A 17,478-nucleotide genomic window follows, 5' to 3' on the forward strand; every position below is an offset into this window, starting at 1 on the left:
TCGCGGACGAAGAGTGCGGCCCAGGTGAGGTCGTCATCATGCTTTATGTGGTCGTCCTGAGGATCTTGAGCAGGGCGGTGGTCGCGGGCGGGTCCGGCGGCTCGCCGTAGGTGACGGCGAAGATGTGCCGGGCGTTGCCTGCGATCTCGGTGGCGTGGATCCCCGGCGTGCGGTGCGCCTGGAGGGCGAGCCCGGGCAGGGTTGCGACCCCCATGCCAGCCGCCACGAGCGTCTGGACCACGACCATGTCGTCACTGCTGTACGCGATCCGCGGGGTGAAGCCGGCGCGCCGGCAGGCGGTGACCATCGTCGCGCGGCAGCGCTCGCACCCGCCGACCCAGGCGGAGTCGCGGTGGTCCTCCAGACGCTGGTCCGGCTCCTGGCTGATCAGGTAGACCGGGTCGTCCAGCAGGTGGGTCAGCCGGAAGCCCTCCTCCTCGTCCGGGGTGTCGGCGTGCCGGAAGACCAGGGCGATGTCGACGTGCCCGGCGCGCAGCATCCGCAGCCCCTCGACCGGGTGCACGTCGACCAGGTTCAGCTCGATGCCCGGGTACGACGCCGACAGCGCGGCCGCCGCCTTGGGGACGATCGTGCTGAGGACCGTCTGGAAACCGGCGACCCGCACCCGCCCGGCCCGGAGCCCGACCTGGGCGGCCATCTCGACGGAGGCCGCCTCCACCCGCCCGACGATCTCCCTGGCCCGCTGGGCCAGGAGCTCGCCCTCCGGGGTGAGCCGGATGCCGCGGCCCACGCGCTGGATGAGCCGGGCCCCGATCGAGGCCTCCAGCCGCCCGAGGTGGTGGCTGATCGAGGGCTGGGAGTAGTGCAGCTCCTTGGCCGCCTCGGTCACCGACCCGTGGCGGGCGACGGCCTCCAGCACCCGCAGGTGCGTCAGGTTCATCATTTATCAAGTTTATCTATGGGATGTGGAAACTTTTGGCATTAGACGTCATGACAGCTGGCAGGCCAGCATCGTCGTCATGGCCGAGCAGATGACAGCCCCCGTCGACTCGCCGCCCAGGCCCGGCCTGGCCGAGCTGGTCGCCCGCATCCGGTCGCGCGCCCACCGGCAGGCGGACCCGCGGACCATCGCCAAACAGGTGGCCGACGTCCTGGCGGAGACGAAGCCGGACGTGGACCTGCTGACCGTCGCCGAGCGGGCCGGCTCGCCCGACGGCTACACCCGGCACACCCTGCACACCGAGGCGGCGTTCTCGGTGTCCGCGGTGGTGTGGCGGCCCGGCCAGGTGACGGAGATCCACGACCACCTGGTGTGGTGCTCGTTCATGGTGCTCCAGGGCGCCGAGACCGAGACCCTGTACGACATCGACGGCGACCGCCTGGTCGAGATCGGCAAGCGGCACCGGCCCGCCGGCTCGGTCAGCGGCGTCGCCCCGCCCGACGACATCCACCGGGTCCGCAACACCGGTGACGCGATCGCGATCACGCTGCACGTGTACGGCGCGGACCTCAGCAACGGCACCAGTGTGCGCCGCACCTACGAGCAGCGGCACGATCGCTGACCAGACCTGGGGCACGAGCCGTGGAGGATGTCGAGAATGCGGTGCCGGCTCCGTCCCAGGGACACCAGCGGCCACGAACCGGCCGCGCGACGAAGAAGGAGAGCCACCATGACGCTCCAGCGGATGGACAACGTCGGCATCGTCGTCGACGACCTCGACGCCGCCATCGCGTTCTTCGTCGAACTCGGCATGGAACTGGAGGGCAGAGCGCCGATCGAGGGGCGTTGGGCGGAGCAGGCGGAGCGTGTCATCGGCCTCAACGGGGTTCGGCAGGAGGTCGCGATGCTGCGGATCCCGGGCGGCGTCGGCGGAATCGAGCTGGCGATGTTCCACACGCCGAAGGCGATCAGCACCGAGCCGCAGGACGCGCCGGTGAACACGCTGGCATTCGCCGCGTCATGTTCGTCGTCGACGACATCGAGGACGTCATCGCCCGCCTGCGCCCCCACGGAGCCGAACTGGTCGGCACGCTGGAGCAGTACGAGGACAGCTACCGGCTCTGCTACGTGCGCGGCCCCGAGGGCATCATCGTCGGACTGGCCCAGCAACTCGGCTAACGGTCCGTCGCGGCCGACCAGGGCGATCCGGCTCGCGCCCGCAGCAGCCGCGTGGTTACCCCAGCCGGAGACGACGCATGTGCTTTCCCGCCATCAGCAACCACCCTCGATCACGCATGCCCGGAGGAAAGCCGGGCGGATCAAGAAAACGACTATGGGAGAAATGACCGTGGAACCGAACGAGGTCACCGAGGTTTTGAACCGGCCGCTCAGCCGGGAACTGCTGGCCCGCGACGTGACCCGCTTGGCCTATGTCGCCAAGGACGGCACCCCCCGCAACATCCCGATCATCTTTGCCTGGAACGGCTCGGAGATCGTCATGAGCACGCCGAAGAACGCTCCGAAGCTTCAGGCCTTGAGTGAGAACCCGATGGTGGCCCTGACGATCGACACCGAGGTGCACCCGCCGAAGATCTTGCTCATTCGTGGCCGGGCCGAGCTGGACTTCGTCGATGGCATCCCGGATGAGTATCTCCAGGCGACCAGCACCTATGAGATGACGCCCGAGCAGCGGGTCGTGTGGGAGGCGGAGGTGCGTTCGCTCTACCACGACGGCATGGTCCGGATCGTGGTGACCCCGACCTGGGCGAAGCTGATCGACTTCGAGACGACTCTGCCGAGTCCGGTCGAGGAGCTGATCCGGCAGCGGGAGGAGCGTCAGCGCGCCTGAGCGCCGCCCGCTTGGGTGGATCGCCCACGCCTCTCCAACCTCACCGCGGTGCGTGGACAAGGCCTGCTCCGGCCGGCCACACCGGGGGCCGATCGCGAAGTGGCGATCCGGCGCGGCTTGATCTGGGGCACCACCGGGTCCCTGGCGCGCCTGGGACGCGAAGTGGCTTTTGCCCGTGGCCGTTTGTGGCCGCCTCGGAGCGCGGATTCGTTGAAGTCCGCCACGAAATGTCGAGGCAGGGGTCGAGAACCGCGCGCGGTTTCGTTCTCGAAAAGAAGAATCGTTTCAGTTCCTCCGGCGTCGGATCCGTCACGAAGGCTCCGTACCGGCGGACCTGTTCAGTCGACAGATATTCGAAAGGGCACAGTCAGTGATGCGCAAGCTCATCGTTCAGCAGTGGGTTACCGTCGACAACATCGCCGCGGAGGAGGACGGCGGGCTCAGCTTCGTGTCAGGGGAGCCCTTTTCCGAGACGACCAACAAGGAGTACAAGGAAAGGTTGATGGGGCTCATCGACGCGGTCGACACGCTGGTTCTCGGTGCGAACACCTACGCCCAGTCCCAGGGCTGGGCGACCGCCACTGAGCAGGGCGAGTACGGCGAGAAGCTCAACAACCTCACCAAGTTCGTCGCCTCCTCGAAGCTGGAGGACGCCCCCTGGGGCGACTTCCCGGCCGCGACCGTGACGCGCGACCCGGCCGCCACCATCCGGGAGCTGAAGGAGCAGAGCGGCAAGGACATCTGGCTGTGGGGCAGCTTGACCCTCATGCGCTCCCTGCTGGACGCCGGCGTCGTCGACGAGCTCACCCTGCTCGTCTGCCCGGTGTCACGCGGCAAGGGAAGGCGCGTTTTCGAGGATCGGCAAGACCTGAAACTGATCGAGGCCACCGGCTTCGAAAACGGCGTGGTACTTCTGCGCTACGAGATCAAGAAATAAGCGGAAGTCCGCACTTCCGAAGAATCGGACGCCTGGCGATGCTGCTCGTCTTGGCGCATCGGCCGGGCGTCCGCTCTCGTCGTACCCCGACGTGGGCGAAGCTGATCGACTTCGAGACGACTCTGCCGAGCGCGGTCGAGGGCCCCCGCTCGGGTCCGCGCGACAGCCCCGAAGTAGCTGTGTGATAACAGTCTCGGTCTGCGTCCACAGCCGGTACCACGGCCCGGCTTGAGGTGAACTCATGTCGAGCTCGAAGCGGCCATACAGGTTCAGATGGGACCAGAACAGAGCCGTCAGCCCGCGCCGGTCGGCCGGGCTCAGCCGTTTTCGCCAGGCCGGATCGCGCAGCACGATCTGGATCAGGTGCGTGTTGAGGTAGGTGATGGCCGCGGCGACCAGGTGCAGCGCCAGCGCGGAGACCTCGGCGTGCTCCCGGTCGTCGCCGGTCAGGTCGCCGGCCTTGCCGTAGAGCAGGTCCTTGCCGGCGGAATTGAAGTTCTCCACCACGTTCAGGCCCTCGTTGATCTCCCTCCTGAGTTCCTCATCCGCCAGATACTCACAGATGAAGATCGTCCTGATGGCGCGGCCGAGCTCCTCGATCGCCTGGTAGGTGGGGGCCGCCGCGGGTGAAGCGGCGCAACATCTGGTGCGATTCGGCGGTGCGCAACCGCAGCGCGGTCGCGTACTTGATCATCTGGTCGTAGTGGCGGGCGATCAGATCTCAGTCGATGGTCTTGTTCGACAGCACCGCCTCCAGGCGCGGCCACGGTGTGCTCGTAGCGTGACTGCCACTCGCCGAGCTCGAAAGGGTGAACGAGGTCATGACCTGTCCAGGAGCAGCCGGGCGACGGCGAGGTCCTCGATCCCCAGCCCGACCGAGCGGAAGAAGACCGGCCGGTCGCCGCCGGGCGGCGGGCAGGTCCCGGCGAGCAGTTCGGGGAGGTCGCCGCGCAGATGTCCGGCGGACCACAGCCCCCGCTCGGCGGCGATGACCATCTCGCCGGCCGTGGCGGTGACGGTGGGCCGGTAGTCGCCGTAGACGTCCAGGGAGGCCAGTGCCGCGGGGGCGATCTCGTGCGCGCGTGGGGCGTTGGTGCTGATGGAGGTCACCACCGTGCCCGGCCGGAGACCGGCGGCGTCGATGACGGGCTCGGCCGCCGACGTGCACAGCAGCACGACGTCCGCGCCCGCCACGGCGTCCTCGGCGCTGCCGGTCACGCTCACGCCTTCGGGGGCGGCGGCCGTGGTGAGCGAGGGCGAGTACATGCGTACGGAGGTGAAGTCGCGTACCACGCGGGCGTAGCGCAGGTGCGCGCGGGCGAGGGGGCCGGACCCGATGACGGCCAGCGCGGCGGCGCCGGGCCGGGCGAGCTCATCCACGGCGAGGGCGCTGGTGGCCGCGGTGCGCTGCACCGTGAGGGCGCCGGCGTCGCACAGCAGCAGGGGCCGGCCGGTCCGCGTGCTCACCAGCAGCGTCCACGCGGTGACGACGGCCCTGCCGTCGGCCTGCGGCAGGTACGGCGAGACCTTGACGCCGTAGGCGTCGCTGGTCGCCGCTTGGTAGGCGATGACGTCGCCGCCACCCGGCAGCAGGGTGACGGTCTGGGGCGGCTGTGCCGCCTTGTCCCCGGCGAGCTCGCTGAACGCGGCACGCAGCGCGTCGAGAACGTCGGTGGCGGGGAGCTCGGGCAGGCCTTCGACTATCGGTATTCTGGTGCTCATTATGGGCAACATAATGCACATCAAGGGAGTCGGCGGGTCAACACCACCCGAGATGAGACATTCCACCACGCCGTTCATCGGGCGGCTCGGCCGCGAGGTGCGCCGCCGTCGCCTGGCCGCGGATTTGACCGTGCAGGCGCTGGCCGATCGGGCCGGGCTCAGCCGCCGCCTGCTCACCCAGATCGAGCAGGGCACGGCCAATCCGAGCCTGGTCACCGTGGACAAGATCGCCCGCGCTCTCGGCGTCGACTTCGCGGCCCTGACCGTCCCGCCGGGAACCGAGCCGCTCCACGTGTCCGAGCCGGTCGTGATCTGGCGCGGCCCGGCGGGCGGCCGTGCCCTCCTGCACGTGGCCAGCGCCCGCCGGGGTGGCCCCGAGCTGTGGGAGTGGACCCTGCGCTCCGGGGACCGCTACGAGGCGCAGCCCGACCCCCGCGGCTCGGAGGAGCTCCTCCTGGTCACCGCCGGGACCCTGCTCCTGGACGTCGAGGGACGCCCAACCCGCCTTCCCGCCGGGACTTCCGCGCGGCTGACCAGTGATCGCCCGTACGCGTACGCGGCCGCTGACGACGACCCCGTCTCCTTCGTCCGCGTCGTGGAGCTCGGCGGTCACCAGGCGTAGGCCTCGCGGGCCGGCCCTGGGCGCGAGCCGGCCGGGCGCCGGGTCAGCCGAGGCGGGCGAGCTCCTCCTTGGTGAGCTCCAGCGTGGCGGCGCCGGCCGAGTTCAGGATGGTCTCCGGGCGGCTGGCGCCGGGGATCGGGATGATCACGGGGCTGCGGGCCAGCTCCCAGGCGAGGCAGACCTGCTGCGGCGAGACGCCGCGCTCCTCGGCGATCTCGCCGAAGGCGGCGTTCCGCCGGCCCAGCTCCCCGGTACGTCCGATGCCGCCCAGCGGCGACCAGGGGAGGAAGGCCAGCCCGAGCTCGGCGCACACGTCGATCTCGGGCTCGCTGGAGCGGAAGCGGGGGGAGTACTCGTTCTGCACGCTCACCAGGCGGTCTCCGAGGACGCTGTGGGCGAGCCTGATCTGCTCCGGATCGGCGTTCGAGATGCCGGCCATCTGGATCTTGCCGGCGTCGTGCAGGTCCTTCAACGCTCCCATGGTCTCCTCGTACGGCACCCGCGGATCGGGCCGATGGTGCTGGTAGAGGCCGATGCTCTCCACACCGAGAGCCTTCAGCGAGCGGTCGCAGGCCTGCTTGAGGTACGACGGGCTGCCGTCGGCCGACCAGCCGCCGCCGGGCGTGCGGGTGTGCCCGCCCTTGGTGGCGACGAGCACGGCGTCGGTGTCGCCCGCCCACAGGGACAGGGCGCGGGCTACCAGACGTTCGTTGTGGCCGACGTCGGTGTGGGTGGGCGTGTAGGCGTCGGCCGTGTCGATCAGGGTGATGCCGGTGTCCAGGGCCGCGAGAAGGGTGCGGATCGACTGATCCTCGTCCGGCATGTGCCCGGCCACCGACATGGGCATGGCGCCGAGCCCGATGGCCCCGACCTGGCGGTTTCCGATGGCGCGCGTTCTCATGGCGTTGTGCATGGGTCCACCCTGTCTGCTGGAGCGCACTCCAGGTCAATGCTCTCGCGACAAAGCGTGGTGCGGTGGGCCCAGGCCCACCGCACCACGCCTTCGCTCAGGTGCAGGGCCGGTGATTCACCCTGCAGATGCATGTGCCGGCGGAGCGCGAGTAGTAGTCGCAGCAGTCGAAGCGGTACAGCGTGCTGCCCAGGTAGGCACACGACGTCCAGCAGGCCTTGCCGCCGCAGGTGTTGGTCTTGGCGCAGTTCGCGAAGCAGCAGGACGTGGCTGAGCAGCAGGTACAGGTCGGATAGCCCGAGCAGCCCGCCGGGGCCGCCTCGGCTCGTCCGGGGAACCACGCGTGGGTGGCCACGCCGACGAGTGTCGCCCCGGCGGCGGCGAGGAACCTGTTCCTCGTCAGCCGCGTCTTCTTCACGTGCTCGACGATCATGCTTTCGTCCCCTCTGGTACGTCCAGTCTCTGTTCCCACAGCACTTCGAGGTCCGCGGCGCTGTCGGCGTTGCTGCCTGTCGCGAAGGCGATCAGGAACCCGTCCCGCTGCAGGAGGACGGTGGGCCACATCGCCACGGGAAGGTCGGCGTCGACGGCCTTGGCCTGCTCGCCGTCGAAGGCGTTGACGTGCGGCGGGAGCATCGCGAACAGCTCGGCGGAGGAGTCGCCGGCGATGATCGCCACCGTTTGACGGCCCGCGAACCTGTTCAGGTCGGCCGCGAGGCCGTGACAGGTGCCGCAGGTGCTGGACATGAAGAGCAGCAACGCCTCCTGCGTCGCGTCAGGGATCAGCCGGACCAGGCTGTCCGGAAGTCTCCTTCCGATGATCAGCTGGGTGCTGGGATCCACACCGCGCCCGGTGAGGCGCAGGCGGAGTTCCGCGATTCCCCGCAGGCAGGCCAGGAAGGCCACCGTGAGGATGACGCACGCCACCACCAGCACGACCGCGAGAACCCGTTCCATCAGGCGGCCTGCTTCAGCCGCCGCATGAAGTGGACGGTCAGGGTGCCGTCCACGCGGTTGTCGAAGCACTCCAGGACGACGGCGTCCCCGGCCTTCAGCGGCTGGGCCAGCGGCTTGGCGGACGGCTCGACCGCCATGCCCTCGTAGTGCACCGTCCGGGGGTCGAGCAGGCACACTTGACCGTTCACCGTGAGGCGGTCGGCGGCGACCTCCGTCACGGTCCCGTGAACGTTGCGGTGCAGGGTGACCGCGACGCGCTCACCCGGGGCCACCTCGTCGATCACGACGAGGTCGCCGGGTCTGAGCGTCCAGCCGTAGGGCAGTTCCTCGGCCTTGGCCGTGACGGGTGCGGCGGCCGCGAGGCCGGCCGAGCCGGCGTGGCGCACGGTCACGTCCTGACCCGAACCGCTCACCAGGACGCCGATGGGGGCGTCGGACGGGGGCAGGGGCGAGTCGCCGGCCGGATCTTTGAGGATTCCGGCGAACAGCCCACGTCTGGTCCTTTTCTCCTTCATCATCACTTCCTCTCTGTTGGTTACAGCAAGGGCGTCAGAACGGGATACAGGGCGCCCAGCGCGGCGAAAGCCAGCGGGTCGGTCACCATGCGGGCTCGGGCGATCCCGCCGGTGACGTAGACGTCCGCCGAGGTGAGCAGCGCGGACAGGCCCACCCGCGTCAACGCGAAGACCATGTAGCCGGCCGCACCGAGCAACGGGTCGGCGGCGACGAAGGCCGTCAGCGGGACCACGTACCAGAGCCAGAAACCGATACGCGTGGTGAAGCCGAGGCCGAGGGCGAAGCCGTTGTACGCGGCGGTGCGCCAGTCGTTGTAGGCGAGCCAGCGCGTGTCGGTCTCCCGGTCCAGCTGCCAGGGGGCCGGCCTGAACGCCGCTCCGGCGAGCACGGCCGACACCGCTGTGACAGCGAGCAGAGCCCGCGTCGGGGGCTCCACGGCCGCACCGAGGAGTCCGGAGAAAGCCCCGGTGAGCGCCGCCGCACCCATGGCCGACAGGATGAGGACGGCACCGGCCACCACCGAGGAACCGAAGCACCCGGACACGCGGGCGCGCGTGATCATGATGATCACGTTGGGGCCTCAAGGGAGGGTCTGCTGCGCGATCCCCACGATCAGGGCAGCGATGAGGAGCAGCGTCCAGGGCTGGAGACCCGCGAGGTGGCCGGCGAGCACGCCGGCCGCGGCCAGGGGTATCGCCAGCGCCGGCCTGATCCGGGAACTGGTGAGGACGTCGCCCATCGTCTCCCTCACGTGCCGACCGAGGCCGCGCCGTAGGCGGCACGATGGAGATGCTCCAGGTCGTCGGCGTGCCGCAGGACGCCCTTGGCCACCACCAGGCCGTTGGACACCGCCACGCCGAAGGGGCCGGAGTGCACCTTGTACCGCTCTCTCACGGCGCCGGCCTCATCGCCCGTGAGCACGCGCGCGTCATCGGGAAGAATGCGCGCGAAACCGGCCGACGACTCGGCCATGGTGCCGTCGCTGACCACACAGGCGAACGCGCCCGGATCGGCGGACCGCGCCACCTCCGCCGCCACCTCGTGGCAGGGCTCGCAGTCCCCGAAGAAGAACAGGACCACGTCGTCGGAGCGCAGGCCGGGGAACGGGGGGGCGAGCGCGCCGACGGCGAGCCCGTCGGCGGGCGCGGCCCCGCTCACCGCGACCCGGTCCTGAAGAATCGACAGTTCGCGGCGTACGATCAGCAGCCCGAGCGTGAGGAGAAGCAACCAGACAGAAGACACGACTAATAGCGCGGTATAGCCCATGACGCCTCATTCACCCGTCGATCCGGACGCTGAATGGCTTGACCACGGCCAATGTGGACATCAGCAGATATCCACAGGCGATGACCGTGCCGATGAGCAATCCTGAAATGCGCTGGTCCATAGTCGGCACCGCCGTTGTCGCGGCGACGAACGCCGCGACGCCGATCAGCACGAGGTTCCTCGCCACGGTCACCCACGAGGTCGTCTCGCCCGTGCCGAAGCAGGCGCATTCCACGCTCTGCCCGGCCAGAAGCGACCGTACGACCACCGCGGTGAAGGCGACCAGGAGCACAAGGGCACAGGTCGCGGCCGGAAGCAGGGCCGGGCTGATCACCATGGCGATGCCGGTCGCGACCTCCAAGGCTCCAAGGAGCCGGCCCAGGCCGGGCTGGACGCGCCGGACGACGCCGAAGCGCACCAGCGCGAGCGCGAGCCCGAACGGCCGTCTGATTTTGGGAACGCCACTGGCGACGAAGAGAGCGGCAAGAAGGCCACAGCCCGCCCCCGCAAGATCGGCGAGGTCCATGGGACATGATCGTAAACGGGCGCGATACTTTGATCAATGGGGAAATCGACATTTTCTCCGTTCTCGGCGTCAGTGGTGCTGTTATGCACGTGAACGGCCTGTTCAGCGGACCAGCCGGACGCGGGATCAGAGATTGCGGAGGCCGCTGAGGACCCGCTCCAGGAGGGCGGGGTCCGGGCGGCCGTCGCGCAGGCGAGGTTGGCGCAGTTCGAGGAGCCCTTCGGCGGCCATGTCGGCGATCAGCACGCGGACCACGCCGAGCGGCAGGCGGAGCAGGGCCGAGACCTCGGCGACCGAGCGGACCTGCCGGCACACCTGGTCGATGGCGGCGTACTCGGGGGTGATGAGGGCGAAGTCGCGCCGTGGCGCCGTGGCCGAGCAGACCAGCGCTTCGAGCGCGAGCCTCATGCAGGGCGTGGTCCGGCCGCCGGTGACGGCATAGGGCCGCACCAGCGAGTCCTCCGGGTCCCCGGGGTCGGGCGGGAGGTCCCAGTCGAGATCGTCCATATGCTGCTCACCCGGTCCGGCTGCCGCTGGTCATGGGCCTTCCTCGCCGATCCCGCCGCCCAGGCTGAGGGGAGGGAGGTCGCCGGCGCCGATGCGGGTGCGGGCCTGACGGAAGCCCTCCTGGAAGCTGGTCAGGCGGCTGCGGGCCCGTTCGGGGGAGAGGTGGGGGATGGGGGCGACGCCCTTGGGCGCCGTCAAGGTGTCGGCCGTGCCGGGCACCAGGTTGGCTTTCGGTATGCGTTTGGGCAGGCCAGAGGTGGTGGCGCCGTCGTTGGACGGGTTCGCCGCGGCCTGGGCGGCGCTCCAGCCCGCGTCGGCCTGCGGCGAGCTCCAGCTGTCGGTGTGGCTGCGGTCGAACCAGGCCGACTCGACCTCCGCGAAGATCGGCAGGTAGTCGTCGGCCGGGACGGGCCGGATGGCGGGGATCGGGCCGGTGCCGGAGCGCGGCACGTCATAGTACGGGGCGGCGGGCGGGTCCGGCACGGGGGCGAGGCCAGGATGCCGGCCCCCTGCCGGGCCGGGGCCCGCATCGGCGACTGCCGGGCCGGGGCCCGCATCGGTGGCGAAGGAGGGCCACAGGCCGGGGCCCGGGTCCGTGGTGAACGAAGGCCAGTCGGCCGCCGGCGCGGGCCGGTTCCAAGGGCTCGCCGGCGCGGGCGGGTTCCAGGCACCCGGGGGCGAGGCCGGGTGCCTGGAACCCGGGGGAGAGGGCGGGTTCCACGAGTCCGGCTGCGGGGTGGGGAAGGTCTGCCCGGCCCCCGCGACCGGATACGGGCCGGGGGCGGGCCGCAGCAGCGCGTCGGGCACGAGCACCATGGCGATCAGCCCGCCCCGCTCGTGCGGCCGGAGCCCTACGCGGATGCCGTGGCGGCGGGCCAGCCGGGCCACCACGAACAGGCCCATGCGGCGGGAGACCGACACGTCCACCTCGACCGCGTGGGTCAGGCGCTCGTTGGCGTGGGCGAGCTCGTCGGTCGTCATGCCGATGCCGGCGTCGGTGATGGACAGGATGACGCCGCCGTCGACCGCCTCGGTGCCGACGGTGACGCGGCTGTCCTGCGGCGAGAAGGACAGGGCGTTCTCGATCAGCTCGGCCACCAGGTGGACGATGTCGTTGACCGCCTGTCCGGCGACAGCGGCGTGGGCGGTGGTGACACGGGCGTCGACGCGCTGGTACTGCTCGACCTCCTGCAGGGAGGCGCGTACGACGTCGGCCAGCAGGATGGGCCGGTTCCACCGCCTGGGCGGCTCCTGGTTGGCCAGGACCAGCAGGTTCTCGTTGTTGCGGCGCATGCGGGTGGCCAGGTGGTCGGCCTTGAACAGGCTTGCCAGTCGCAGTTCGTCCCGCTCGCCCTGCTCGAGGTCGTCGAGGTGCTGGATGAGCCGCTGGACGAGGGTCTGGCTGCGCCTGGACAGGTTGACGAACATCGCGTTGATGTTGGCGCGTACCCGGGCTTCCTCGCCGGCCAGCCGGATGGCCTCGCGGTGCACCTCGTCGAAGGCGCGGGCGACCTCGCCGACCTCGTCGCCGGAGTCGACGGCGATGGGGGCCACGACGGGGGTGGAGCCGTCGCCGGTCTCGCGCAGGGTGCGCACGGTGGCGGGCAGCCGGAAGCCGGCGATCTCCAGCGCCTCCCTGCGGAGCCTGCGCAGCGGGGTGACCAGGGACTGGGCCACGATGGCGGTGAGCAGCAGCACCGCCAGCAGCAGCAGGACGATCACGGTGGCGGCCACGACGGCGTCGTGGCGGGCGGCGTCCCCCAGGGTCCGGCTCCGCACGATGATCGTTTCACCGAGCCGCCGCTGGACCGTCCACATGCCGTCGACGGTGCCGCTGATCGCCTCGAACCAGCGGTCGGCGTCGTCACCGGTTCCGGGGAAGATGTCGATCGGACCGCTCTGGTCGGCCTGCGCGAGGGCGCGCAGCCGGACGACCTCGGCCCGGTCGACCAGCGTGCCGGTCACGGTGTCGTCGTACGCCTGGCGCTGCTCCAGGGTGGCCGCCGTCCGGAAGACCTCCAGCTCGCTTTCCTGCTGGGCGCGGGCGGCCATGAACCGGTCGAGCTCGCCGCTCTGGAACCGGCCCGCCTCGGCCACCGCCGCGAGCAGGCCGCGCTGCTGCGAGGCGGCCTCGTGTGCCTTGGCCAGCGCGGACAGGGCGCGGACGCTCGCGGCCAGCGCCTCGTCCTGGCCGCCCTGTCCGATCTGGTCGTGCAGCTGCTGGAGGGCGGTGATGATCTGGGCGTACTTCGTCAGAGTGGGCAGGGCGAGCAGCTGGGTCTGCTGGACCGTGGTACGGGTGGCGCCGATCTCCGGCAGGCGGGTGAGAACCTGCCGGGTGAGGCTCCAGGCGCTCTCGCCGTGCTCGGGGGTGATGGCCGCCGCTTTCGTGCGGACCTTCCCGACGGCGGCGTCGACGCGGACGAACTGCGCACGCAGCGGCTCCTCACGCTCCGGCGTACGGCCGGCGGCCACGAAGTGCATCGCCAGGTCCCGCTCGAGCGCGAGCTCATGGGTGGCGTCGATGATCGAGGCGCTGAGCTCGGCCTTGTCCAGCACGCGCTGGTACTGGCCGGCCGCGCTCCAGGAGGTGACGACCTGCTGCCCGCCGACCAGGATCCCCACGACGGTCGGGATGAGGATCAGTGCGATCAGCCGTGACCGCACGCGTAAGTCGCGTAACCGCAACCGGCGGCGACGCATGCGCTTCTTCCGGATATGTGCAGGACGAGGCGGCGAAGGAGGGTGGAGCCGGCGAGTGTCCGCAGTCGCCTGATTCACCTTGCTGGCTCCCTCTCACCGAAAAGCATGCTGGGACAGCAGGCATGTGGTGCGCGCCCTCGTGAACGAAGAGCAATTTGAGCATACTCGGGCCGGATAGGCCAGACGAGACAGTCTTACAAATCATCTGACTTTTCGGAAACGCCGTTTTACCGCTAATCGGCATCACTTAACCAAAAACGGCTATAAAACCGGACAAGTAGTGACGATTGACTGAGTCGCCAATCAGCTTCCTTTCATGGCAATGGCCGCATCCCTGCTGTACGATCACCGCTCATGGAAAGCGGGCATGCCATGCGCGTGTGGTTCGCAGCCTTCAGCACGATCGTCGTGACCGCCGCCTGCAGCGCCGTGGACGCCGGATCGCCTGCCGGCTCCGGCTCGCCGGGCGGACTGGAGAAGACCTCGTTGCTCATCGGCGTCAGCCCCACGCCCTCCTCCGCGGGCGTCTACATCGCCGACGCCAAGGGATTCTTCAAGGAAGAGGGCCTGACCGTCAGAACGGAGATCATTCAGGCCCCGCAGGCGGTCATGCCGCGGATCCTCAACGGCAGCATCGACGTTTTCAAAGGCAGCTATGTCTCGTTGATCAACGTTCAGGGAAGCGGCGCGGCCCGGCTGAAGATTCTCTACGACGCGTTGCAGGCCGGGCCCGGCATCGCCGGCGTCGTGGTGCCGAAGGACTCGCCGCTGCAGAAGCCGCAGGATCTCAAGGACAAGACGATCGCCGTCAACTCCCTGAACAACCTGGGCACGATGTCGGTGAGCGCGCACCTGAAGCCGTACGAGGTCACCCCGCAGCAGGTGAAGTTCGTCGCCATCGACTTCCAGAACCAGCTGACCGCGCTGAAGGGCAAGCAGGTGGACGCGGCCTGGATGGTGGAGCCGTTCCTGTCCGACGCCCAGCGGGCCGGCGCGAAGCTGCTGCTCGACACCAACACCGGGCCCACCGACAAGCTGCCCATCGACGGCTGGGCCACGACGGAGGCCTGGGTGAGCAAGAACCCCAGGACCGCGGCGGCCTTCCAGCGCGCGCTGGCCAAGGCGCAGGCCCTGGCCGCGACCGACCGCGCCCTGCTGGCCGAGACCGTCGCCGGCTTCACCCAGACGCCCAAGGAAGCCGCGATGACCATGGCGATGGGGACCTTCCCCACCTCGCTCAACTCCACGCGGATCCAGCGGGTGGCGGATCTGATGTTCGAGTTCGGCTACCTGAAGTCCAAGGTCGACGTGGCCTCCATGGTCGCCGCCGGCCCGGCCCGGTGAGCCGGCCGCGCGAAAACACCCCGCCCCGTACGCCCATGCCGCCGACATGGCCGAGCTGGGCCCCGGCCCTCGGACACACGCTGCAGGCTTTCTCTCCGTCCCGAAAGACGGAGTCTCCGGACGAAGGATCACGATGAAGCTGGCCAGAATCATGGCGGGTACGGCGATCGCGCTGACGCTCAGCGCGTGCGGCGGAGGCGGCGACGCCGGCGGAGGAGGAGGAGGAAGCACAGCCTCGGCGGGCGGGCTGGAGAAGACGCAGCTCCTCATCGGCGTGGTGCCGGTGCCGTCGTCGGCGCCCTTGTTCATCGCAGAGAAGCGGGGCTTCTTCAAGGCGGAGGGCCTGACCGTCAAGACGGAGATCATCCAGGCCCCGCAGGCGGTCATGCCGAAGATCCTCAACGGCAGCATGGACGCCTTCCTGACCAGCTACGTGTCGCTGATGGCGATCAACGACTCGGGCGCGGCCAAGCTGAAGTTGTTCCAGCACAGCCAGGAGGCCGCGCCGAACGTGGCCGGCGTCGTGGTGGCCAAGGGCTCGCCGATCAAGACGGCCGCCGAGCTGAAGGGCAAGACGGTGGCGGTCAACGTGCTCAAGGCCCTCGGCCAGACACTGACCAACGCCCACCTGCAGGAGGCCGGGCTCAAGCCCGAGGACGTCAAGTACGTCCAGGTGCAGTTCGCCGACCAGCTCAGCGCGCTGTCCTCCGGGCAGGTCGACGCGGCCTGGCTGGTCGAGCCGTTCCTGACCGCCGCCAAGAAGAGCGGCGCGACGCAGATCATCGACACCACCAGCGGCGCGACGGCCGGCGTGCCCATCGACGGGTGGGGCGTGAGCGAGGACTGGCTGGCCAAGAACCCGAAGACGGCCGCCGCCCTGCACCGCGCACTGTCCAAGGCGCAGCAGATCGCCAGTACCGACCGCAAGGCGATCGACGAGGTCGTGCCGACGTACACGCAGATCCCGGCCGAGGCGGCCGCGGCGATGACGCTCGGCACGTTCTCCGTGCAGGCCGACAAGGCCGGCGTGCAGAAGCTGGCCGACCTGCTGCACGGCTACGGCTACATCAAGGCGAAGGTGGACGCGGCGCAGCTGTTCGCACCGATGAGCGGATGACCGGGCGGCGCCTGGAGCGGGTGCTCCTGGGGGTCGCCGGAGTCGCGGGGTTCCTCGTCGTGGCCGAGCTGGCGGGGCGGCTCGGCCTGGTCACGGACGTGCTGCCGTACGTCTCGGACGTGCTGGTCACGGCGGCGCGGCTGCCGCTGGAGGCGCAGTTCCGGGCCGACGTGCTGGCCACGCTGGCGGCCTGCCTGAGCGGGCTGGCGATCGCGATCGCGGTGGCCGTGCCCGCGGGGCTGCTGTTCGGGACGGTGCCGTTCATCGAGCGGTCGGCGCGGCCGCTGGTGGAGTTCCTGCGGCCGATCCCGTCGGTGTCGCTGATCCCGCTGGCCATGTTCCTGTTCCCGGTCAGCCACGACGCCAAGACCGCGCTGATCGTCTACACGTGCTCGTGGCCGCTGCTGATCAACACGATGTACGGCCTGAGCGACGTCGACCCGCTGGCCAAGGACACGCTGCGGAGCTTCGGCTTCGGCCCGCTGGCCGTGGTGCTGCGGGTGAGCCTGCCGAGCGCGGCGCCGTTCATCGCGACCGGCGTGCGCATCGCCATCGCCGTCACGCTGATCGTGGCGGTGAGCGTGGAGCTGCTGGCGCAGGGCGGGGGCGGGATCGGCGCGTTCCTGTCGCTGGCGGGCAGCGCGAACCGGGTCGATCGTATGCTGGCGGCCACCGTGTGGGCCGGGCTGATCGGGCTGGCGGCCAACGTGCTGTTCACGGCCGCCGAGCGGCGCGTGTTCCGCTGGCACCACGCGCGCACAGGAGACGCGGTATGAGGCGGCTGGTCTGGTATTGGCTGCTGCCGGTCGCGTTCGTCGCCTGGGAACTGGCCACACGCTCGGCGCAGGCCGCGTACTTCCCGCCGCCGTCGCGGATCGTGGCCAGGCTGCACGAGATGTGGTTCTCCGGCCCGCTGTCGCGGGCGTTCCTGACCGACGAGGCGGTCGCCGACCTGCTGCCGAGCCTGGCCAGGCTGTTCGCGGGCTGGGCGATGGCGTGCGCGGCCGGTGTGGTGATCGGCGTCGCGCTGGGCCGCTCGGGCCGGCTGTCGGCGCTGGCCGAGCCGCTCCTGCACTTCGGCCGCTCGGTGCCGCCGTCGACGCTGCTGCCGGTTTTCCTGGTGCTGTTCAAGATCGGCACGCCGATGGAGCTGGCGTCGATCGTGTACGGCGTCATCTGGCCGGTGCTGATCAACTCCATGGACGGCGCCCGCCACGTGGACCGCCAGTACATCGAGACCGGCGCCGTTTACCGGCTCGGCGCCTGGCAGCGGCTGACCAGGATCGTGCTGCCCGCCGCGTCCCCGAAGATCTTCGCCGGGCTGCGGCTGAGCGTGTCGCTGGCGCTGATCATGATGGTGATCTCGGAGCTGGTCGGCAGCAGCGAGGGCATCGGCCACCGCATGCTGGAGGCGCAGAGCCAGTTCGACATCCCCGCCATGTGGGCCGGGATCGTGCTGCTCGGACTGCTCGGCATCGCGCTCAACGCGGCGTTCCTGGGCGTCGAGCGGCAGGTGCTGTCCTGGCACCGCGGCGCCAGGAACGGTGGCTAGGAAACTCGAAGCCGTCCCGCCTGATGTGCACGGCATGGTCTGGGTCCGC

19 protein-coding genes and 3 pseudogenes are annotated in these 17,478 nt (G+C 70.0%); 9 read left to right on the forward strand and 13 right to left on the reverse strand.

Annotated elements, in window-relative coordinates:
- Positions 1–43: 43 nt before the first annotated feature.
- The gene (locus ACIBX3_RS39895) at positions 44–904 is read right to left on the reverse strand and encodes a LysR family transcriptional regulator (RefSeq protein WP_397125754.1); all 861 of its coding nucleotides are present in this window, start codon (positions 902–904) and stop codon (positions 44–46) included.
- 76 nt (positions 905–980) lie between these two features.
- Here ACIBX3_RS39895 and ACIBX3_RS39900 point away from each other — a divergent pair, with 76 nt between their 5' ends.
- The 4 genes and pseudogenes from ACIBX3_RS39900 (at position 981) to ACIBX3_RS39915 (ending at position 3,687) form a co-directional block, all read left to right on the forward strand.
- Complete coding sequence (locus ACIBX3_RS39900) at positions 981–1,523, forward strand: cysteine dioxygenase (RefSeq protein WP_397125755.1); 543 nt, start codon at positions 981–983, stop codon at positions 1,521–1,523.
- Positions 1,524–1,646: 123 nt separating this feature from the next.
- Positions 1,647–2,080 (forward strand): annotated as a pseudogene (locus tag ACIBX3_RS39905) (VOC family protein).
- A gap of 232 nt (positions 2,081–2,312) precedes the next feature.
- Positions 2,313–2,750 (forward strand): annotated as a pseudogene (locus ACIBX3_RS39910) (pyridoxamine 5'-phosphate oxidase family protein); the annotation flags it as partial.
- A gap of 373 nt (positions 2,751–3,123) precedes the next feature.
- Positions 3,124–3,687: a dihydrofolate reductase family protein gene (locus tag ACIBX3_RS39915; protein ID WP_397125756.1), complete on the forward strand. Its 564-nt coding sequence runs from the start codon at positions 3,124–3,126 to the stop codon at positions 3,685–3,687.
- Here ACIBX3_RS39915 and ACIBX3_RS39920 read toward each other — a convergent pair.
- Positions 3,577–4,381: pseudogene (locus ACIBX3_RS39920) on the reverse strand (Tn3 family transposase). The gene ACIBX3_RS39915 and the pseudogene ACIBX3_RS39920 overlap by 111 nt on opposite strands.
- A gap of 125 nt (positions 4,382–4,506) precedes the next feature.
- Positions 4,507–5,409 (reverse strand): ornithine cyclodeaminase family protein, encoded by a 903-nt coding sequence (locus tag ACIBX3_RS39925; protein ID WP_397125757.1) that lies wholly within the window; start codon positions 5,407–5,409, stop codon positions 4,507–4,509.
- Between the two features lie 52 nt (positions 5,410–5,461).
- Between ACIBX3_RS39925 and ACIBX3_RS39930 the strand changes: the two genes are divergently transcribed.
- A complete protein-coding gene (locus ACIBX3_RS39930) occupies positions 5,462–6,031 on the forward strand; it encodes a helix-turn-helix domain-containing protein (RefSeq protein ID WP_397125758.1) in 570 nt (189 codons plus the stop codon).
- Between the two features lie 43 nt (positions 6,032–6,074).
- Here ACIBX3_RS39930 and ACIBX3_RS39935 read toward each other — a convergent pair whose 3' ends face one another.
- The 10 genes from ACIBX3_RS39935 to ACIBX3_RS39980 form a co-directional block, all read right to left on the reverse strand.
- Positions 6,075–6,944, reverse strand: a complete 870-nt coding sequence (locus tag ACIBX3_RS39935) for an aldo/keto reductase (protein WP_397125760.1) — start codon at positions 6,942–6,944, stop codon at positions 6,075–6,077.
- Between the two features lie 94 nt (positions 6,945–7,038).
- The gene (locus tag ACIBX3_RS39940; RefSeq protein ID WP_397125761.1) at positions 7,039–7,374 is read right to left on the reverse strand and encodes a hypothetical protein; all 336 of its coding nucleotides are present in this window, start codon (positions 7,372–7,374) and stop codon (positions 7,039–7,041) included.
- The gene (locus tag ACIBX3_RS39945) at positions 7,371–7,898 is read right to left on the reverse strand and encodes a hypothetical protein (protein WP_397125762.1); all 528 of its coding nucleotides are present in this window, start codon (positions 7,896–7,898) and stop codon (positions 7,371–7,373) included. The genes ACIBX3_RS39940 and ACIBX3_RS39945 overlap by 4 nt, the downstream gene beginning before the upstream one ends.
- On the reverse strand, positions 7,898–8,416 hold the full coding sequence (locus tag ACIBX3_RS39950) for a DUF5666 domain-containing protein (RefSeq protein ID WP_397125763.1): 519 nt from the start codon (positions 8,414–8,416) through the stop codon (positions 7,898–7,900). The genes ACIBX3_RS39945 and ACIBX3_RS39950 overlap by 1 nt, the downstream gene beginning before the upstream one ends.
- A gap of 17 nt (positions 8,417–8,433) precedes the next feature.
- Positions 8,434–8,976, reverse strand: a complete 543-nt coding sequence (locus ACIBX3_RS39955) for a hypothetical protein (RefSeq protein ID WP_397125764.1) — start codon at positions 8,974–8,976, stop codon at positions 8,434–8,436.
- Positions 8,977–8,994: 18 nt separating this feature from the next.
- Positions 8,995–9,165 (reverse strand): hypothetical protein, encoded by a 171-nt coding sequence (locus ACIBX3_RS39960; protein WP_397125765.1) that lies wholly within the window; start codon positions 9,163–9,165, stop codon positions 8,995–8,997.
- Complete coding sequence (locus ACIBX3_RS39965; protein WP_397125766.1) at positions 9,162–9,656, reverse strand: hypothetical protein; 495 nt, start codon at positions 9,654–9,656, stop codon at positions 9,162–9,164. The genes ACIBX3_RS39960 and ACIBX3_RS39965 overlap by 4 nt, the downstream gene beginning before the upstream one ends.
- Positions 9,657–9,690: 34 nt before the next feature.
- Positions 9,691–10,206, reverse strand: a complete 516-nt coding sequence (locus ACIBX3_RS39970) for a MauE/DoxX family redox-associated membrane protein (RefSeq protein ID WP_397125767.1) — start codon at positions 10,204–10,206, stop codon at positions 9,691–9,693.
- 126 nt (positions 10,207–10,332) lie between these two features.
- On the reverse strand, positions 10,333–10,713 hold the full coding sequence (locus tag ACIBX3_RS39975) for a DUF742 domain-containing protein (RefSeq protein ID WP_397125768.1): 381 nt from the start codon (positions 10,711–10,713) through the stop codon (positions 10,333–10,335).
- A gap of 30 nt (positions 10,714–10,743) precedes the next feature.
- Positions 10,744–13,380, reverse strand: a complete 2,637-nt coding sequence (locus tag ACIBX3_RS39980; protein WP_397125769.1) for a nitrate- and nitrite sensing domain-containing protein — start codon at positions 13,378–13,380, stop codon at positions 10,744–10,746.
- 390 nt (positions 13,381–13,770) lie between these two features.
- On the opposite strand from ACIBX3_RS39980, the gene ACIBX3_RS39985 reads away from it, so the two are divergent.
- From ACIBX3_RS39985 to ACIBX3_RS40000, 4 genes are all read left to right on the forward strand, one after another.
- Positions 13,771–14,760 carry an ABC transporter substrate-binding protein gene (locus tag ACIBX3_RS39985; RefSeq protein WP_397125770.1) on the forward strand — a complete coding sequence of 330 codons (990 nt, stop codon included), beginning with the start codon at positions 13,771–13,773 and terminating at the stop codon, positions 14,758–14,760.
- A 133-nt stretch (positions 14,761–14,893) separates the two neighbouring features.
- The gene (locus ACIBX3_RS39990; RefSeq protein WP_397125771.1) at positions 14,894–15,877 is read left to right on the forward strand and encodes an ABC transporter substrate-binding protein; all 984 of its coding nucleotides are present in this window, start codon (positions 14,894–14,896) and stop codon (positions 15,875–15,877) included.
- On the forward strand, positions 15,874–16,653 hold the full coding sequence (locus tag ACIBX3_RS39995; RefSeq protein ID WP_397125772.1) for an ABC transporter permease: 780 nt from the start codon (positions 15,874–15,876) through the stop codon (positions 16,651–16,653). The genes ACIBX3_RS39990 and ACIBX3_RS39995 overlap by 4 nt, the downstream gene beginning before the upstream one ends.
- Positions 16,650–17,429: an ABC transporter permease gene (locus ACIBX3_RS40000; RefSeq protein WP_397125773.1), complete on the forward strand. Its 780-nt coding sequence runs from the start codon at positions 16,650–16,652 to the stop codon at positions 17,427–17,429. Before ACIBX3_RS39995 ends, ACIBX3_RS40000 begins: the two co-directional genes overlap by 4 nt.
- Positions 17,430–17,478 lie beyond the last annotated feature (49 nt).

This window comes from Nonomuraea sp. NPDC049480 (assembly GCF_044465905.1).
Lineage (GTDB): Bacteria > Actinomycetota > Actinomycetes > Streptosporangiales > Streptosporangiaceae > Nonomuraea.

Excerpts from the sequence above, each read along its gene's own strand:
- ACIBX3_RS39895 (WP_397125754.1), bottom strand. The coding sequence starts at position 904 with ATGATGAACCTGACGCACCTGCGGGTGCTGGAGGCCGTCGCCCGCCAC.
- ACIBX3_RS39900 (WP_397125755.1), top strand. The coding sequence starts at position 981 with ATGGCCGAGCAGATGACAGCCCCCGTCGACTCGCCGCCCAGGCCCGGC.
- ACIBX3_RS39915 (WP_397125756.1), top strand. The coding sequence starts at position 3,124 with ATGCGCAAGCTCATCGTTCAGCAGTGGGTTACCGTCGACAACATCGCC.
- ACIBX3_RS39925 (WP_397125757.1), bottom strand. The coding sequence starts at position 5,409 with ATGAGCACCAGAATACCGATAGTCGAAGGCCTGCCCGAGCTCCCCGCC.
- ACIBX3_RS39930 (WP_397125758.1), top strand. The coding sequence starts at position 5,462 with ATGAGACATTCCACCACGCCGTTCATCGGGCGGCTCGGCCGCGAGGTG.
- ACIBX3_RS39935 (WP_397125760.1), bottom strand. The coding sequence starts at position 6,944 with ATGCACAACGCCATGAGAACGCGCGCCATCGGAAACCGCCAGGTCGGG.
- ACIBX3_RS39940 (WP_397125761.1), bottom strand. The coding sequence starts at position 7,374 with ATGATCGTCGAGCACGTGAAGAAGACGCGGCTGACGAGGAACAGGTTC.
- ACIBX3_RS39945 (WP_397125762.1), bottom strand. The coding sequence starts at position 7,898 with ATGGAACGGGTTCTCGCGGTCGTGCTGGTGGTGGCGTGCGTCATCCTC.
- ACIBX3_RS39950 (WP_397125763.1), bottom strand. The coding sequence starts at position 8,416 with ATGATGAAGGAGAAAAGGACCAGACGTGGGCTGTTCGCCGGAATCCTC.
- ACIBX3_RS39955 (WP_397125764.1), bottom strand. The coding sequence starts at position 8,976 with ATGATCACGCGCGCCCGCGTGTCCGGGTGCTTCGGTTCCTCGGTGGTG.
- ACIBX3_RS39970 (WP_397125767.1), bottom strand. The coding sequence starts at position 10,206 with ATGGACCTCGCCGATCTTGCGGGGGCGGGCTGTGGCCTTCTTGCCGCT.
- ACIBX3_RS39975 (WP_397125768.1), bottom strand. The coding sequence starts at position 10,713 with ATGGACGATCTCGACTGGGACCTCCCGCCCGACCCCGGGGACCCGGAG.
- ACIBX3_RS39985 (WP_397125770.1), top strand. The coding sequence starts at position 13,771 with ATGGAAAGCGGGCATGCCATGCGCGTGTGGTTCGCAGCCTTCAGCACG.
- ACIBX3_RS39990 (WP_397125771.1), top strand. The coding sequence starts at position 14,894 with ATGAAGCTGGCCAGAATCATGGCGGGTACGGCGATCGCGCTGACGCTC.
- ACIBX3_RS39995 (WP_397125772.1), top strand. The coding sequence starts at position 15,874 with ATGACCGGGCGGCGCCTGGAGCGGGTGCTCCTGGGGGTCGCCGGAGTC.
- ACIBX3_RS40000 (WP_397125773.1), top strand. The coding sequence starts at position 16,650 with ATGAGGCGGCTGGTCTGGTATTGGCTGCTGCCGGTCGCGTTCGTCGCC.